This window comes from Nitratidesulfovibrio oxamicus (genome assembly GCF_015731765.1).
In the GTDB taxonomy this organism is placed as follows: Bacteria; Desulfobacterota; Desulfovibrionia; order Desulfovibrionales; family Desulfovibrionaceae; genus Cupidesulfovibrio; species Cupidesulfovibrio oxamicus.
Genome location: NZ_VRYY01000260.1, coordinates 1 through 3,647 on the forward strand (window position 1 = coordinate 1; position 3,647 = coordinate 3,647).

Below are 3,647 nucleotides of genomic sequence, written 5' to 3' on the forward strand. Positions count from 1 at the left end.
CCGCGCAGCCAGGGCGCCGGCGGCCTGCACGTCGCCGCGCGCCATGCTGCGTTCGGCTTCCGCCGCCAGCGCGGCGGCCTTGTGTTCGACGAGTTCCTGCATCCTCTCCGTCCGTGCTGGTCTGTGGGCGGGCAGTTGGCTTGCTCCGTGCCGTATGGTTCAGCATGGGGGCCACGTGGGCCAGTGGGCCTTTGGTGGCGGCGGGGCCGTTACCCGTTGGCGAAGGTGGCCTGCACCTGCTGCCAGTCTTCCAGAAAGTCCACTTCGATGCAGCGGTACGACGAAATGTCGTGGGGCTTCCACGCCACGCCTTCGCGCAGGCACAGTTCCATGCCCTTTTCGAAGTAGTCCATGTCGTCGCAGCGTTGCAGCGCATCCACGAAGGCAGGCAGGCCGGCGCGGGAAATCATGTTGATGCCCACGGCCTCGCCCTGCGGGTTGGCCACGGTCTTGGATATTTCCGCGATGTTGCCCGTGCCGTCCACGCGGTACTTCACTTCTTCTTCGGCGCAGCGCTTCTTGTCCACGCACACCAGGTTCTCTCCGGCCCTTGCCATCACCTCGGGCAGGATGTCGCCATCGAACACCACGTCGCCGTTCATCCACAGCACGTCCTCGTCCAGGCGGGACAGGCAGTGCAGCAGGCTCTTGGAGGTGTTCGTCACGTAGTACACCGGGTTGTAGCAGTACAAAACGTCCGGGTACTCCTCCATGATCAGGGACATCTTGAACCCCACGACCACGATGACCTTGGTGATGCCCGCCTCGCGCAGCAGGCGTATCTGGCGACCGAGGATGCGTTCGCCCGTGGGCAGCACCGACAGCGACTTCGGGAACGGGCGGCCAAGGCGTGTCCCGACCCCCGCGGCAAGAATGACGGCGTACATCTCAACACTCCTTGTTACTGGTTACCAGGTCCTTGATGTGGTTGCACACGCGGTGGGCCGACAGGGCGTCGACCCTCGCGAAGACGGTGTCCCGCAGGCTCCGCCGGGCTGCGGCGTGCGGATCGTCGCCGTGCATCACGGTCCGGAGTATGGCGGAAACGAGTTCTTCCTGCGAACGGACGTGCAGCCCCGGCGTCATGGAGGCGTAGTCGTAGAAGAGTTCCCTGTCGCGCGAGATGTACTTTTCCTTGTCGTAGGGGAAGAAGACCAGGGGTTTGTCCAGCAGCATGAAGTCGAAGTATATGGAGGAGTAGTCCGTTATCAGCGCGTCGGCCATGGGCAGCAGGGGGTAGATGTCGCACCCGCTGTTGTACACGCAGAAGCCCGGCAGCTTGCGGAAGGAATCCACCCGGATGGAATGATGGAACTTGGCCAGGAAGAGGATGTCGTGCCGGGTGCAGAAGGTGTTGATGAACATGGGGTCGATGATGCCGTCTTCCAGGAACGAGCCGCCCGTGTCTCGGAAGGTGGGCATGTACACCACCACCTTGCCGCCCGCCTTGCGGTGGCGGGCCACGTGGGCATACAGGTCCACGTCCACGCCCAGCATGTCGTTGCGGCCGGGGGCGCGCAGCAGCACGTCGTTGCGGGCGAAGCCCAGTTCCGGAAAGACATCCGCCCGGAACACCCTGGAGAACAGCTGTTCGGTCATCCACGGCGAGGTGGACGGAACGGAGGCATAGCCGGAGTACCGCCGGGTGAGCCAGGCGGCCTTTTCCGGTGTCATGTTCACGGCGGAAGAAATTTCCGGGAAGCCGATCTTTTTCAGGGGCACCCCGTGCCACAGCTGGATTACCGGGACGCGGGGCAGAGGCATCTGCTGCAGGGCCGTGTTGTCCACGAAGTCGTCCAGCACGATGGCGGCGGCGTCCGCCACGTCGACCGGGGTGCAGCGGGCGAGCACGGGCAGGCCCGACTCGCGCAGCAACTTGTGATCATCGTCGGGGTCCGCCGCCAGCAGGGGGGCGAAGCCGTAGTCGGCGGCGACCGCTTGCAGGAAGGCGTATTTGACGTTGAGAAGGCCGCCCATCTTTCCGGCAAAGACCACCTTGGGGCGATTGGCCGGGCCTTTCTTTCCGTCTGTTGCGGGCATGTGCATCTCGGTGATCTCGAACGCGGGTTTCCTTCGGGCCTTCCGTCAGTACTCCGGCGGACGTCCTTTTCCGCACGAAGCCCGTTGCCGCCGTCGTATCCCCCGTGCCCGCGCGGAGCGTTTGCAACGTATCAACAGGGGCTTGGGACAGGGGCGGGGCGCCCGGTGCGGGACCGCGACACGGCTGTGTCAGCGCAGCGCGGAGGTGCCGGACCGGGCCGGTGGCCGGTATCGCGCAATGGCATGCAAGTAGTGTGCAAGTAATGCGCAGGTGCCGGGCCGGGGAGAAGGCGGAACCGCCCGCATGGCGGAACGCGTGGCCGGGTTCCGGGCGGCCCTACCCCCGCCGCGCGTCGAACACGCTGATGTAGTGCGGCCCCCGCCCCCCGCGCGAGCAGTCGTCGATGTAGGCGCACGATGCGGCGATGGTGGCGTCGAACAGGGGGACAAGTTCCGGCATGCGGCACACCTCGCCGATGTAGGCGCGGGTGGTGTCGTGGAAAAAGGTGGGCGGCAGGGGCGATTCGCCGTGCAGGTACTTCAGCGAGGCCAGGGTGGTGTTGGCGTAGACGACGGTGTCGAAGCCGTGCGCCCGGCAGCGCGCGGCGATTTCCACGGGGTGGAAGAGGTGCTTGTCTTCCGCCGTGCTCTTGTCGATGTCTTGACGGCAGTAGAATTCCACCATGCGCCGGAACAGGTCCACCAGTTCCAGTTGGCGCGGGGTCACCTCCACGCCGCGCGCGGCGGCCAACTCCGGCATCTGGGCCACCAGCACGCCCATCAGCAGCAGGGCCTCGCGGCAGGGTTCCTCGAACACCAGGTGCCCGCCGGGGCGCAGCACCCGCGCGGCCTGGGCCAGAAAGGCGTCCACGTCGGCCACGTGGTGCAGGGTGGCGCGCATGGCGATGCACGACAGGCTGGCATCGGGGATTTCCTGCATGGCGTCGCCGGACAGGATGCCCAGCCGGACCGTGCCGGGGCCGGGCGTGCCGGAGCCAACCATGCCGGAAATGGGCATGCCGGGGGTGGCAGCGGCGTTGCCGTCCGCCCGCCATGCCACGCCGTGGGCATGCAGCCGATCACCCAGAATGCGCAGGAAGCCCGGCGAGGTATCGGTCAGCAGCAGCAGCGGAAAGGGGTTTTCCTTGGCCAGCCCCAGACTGAGGTAGCCGAAGCCGCAGCCTATCTCCAGCGCCGGGGCGGACATGTCCGCGCCCGTGGCCCGCAGCAGGGCCGCCAGCCCCTGCCCGGCGTCGAAGGGGGCGGGGTCGTCGCCGTGGTGGGCGGTGTAGGCGGACTCGTCGTGGAAGAACGGGCGGGCATCGCCCAGCAGCAGCACGCCGTCCTGAGTGCGCTGGGCAGCCAGCCAATCAAGGAAGGGACGAGCGGTGTCGGGTGATGCGTCGGATGATGTGGCGGGGCGGGGTGTGCCCCCCGTGCTGTCGTTCCGGGGGCTGCAATCCTGTGTCATGCGGGCATCTCCTGCGCGGGGGGCGTGCGGAAGGGGTGAAGGGCGGGAACGCGCGGCGCGTCAGGCATGGCCGTGCTCCAGCATGTCGGCGCAACGGGCCAGCGCCGGGTCGGGATGGGCTGCGGCCAGCGCGCGC

General features: G+C 67.2%; 3 protein-coding genes. All 3 read right to left on the reverse strand.

The genetic code is table 11. From position 1 onward, the window contains the following. Window positions 1–209: 209 nt before the first annotated feature. The gene (locus FVW20_RS09790; RefSeq protein ID WP_196609280.1) at window positions 210–887 is read right to left on the reverse strand and encodes a phosphocholine cytidylyltransferase family protein; all 678 of its coding nucleotides are present in this window, start codon (window positions 885–887) and stop codon (window positions 210–212) included. Between the two features lies 1 nt (window position 888). Further along, window positions 889–2,040 carry a CDP-glycerol glycerophosphotransferase family protein gene (locus FVW20_RS09795; protein WP_196609281.1) on the reverse strand — a complete coding sequence of 384 codons (1,152 nt, stop codon included), beginning with the start codon at window positions 2,038–2,040 and terminating at the stop codon, window positions 889–891. 337 nt (window positions 2,041–2,377) lie between these two features. Beyond that, a complete protein-coding gene (locus tag FVW20_RS09800) occupies window positions 2,378–3,511 on the reverse strand; it encodes a class I SAM-dependent methyltransferase (protein ID WP_196609282.1) in 1,134 nt (377 codons plus the stop codon). Window positions 3,512–3,647: the final 136 nt, after the last annotated feature.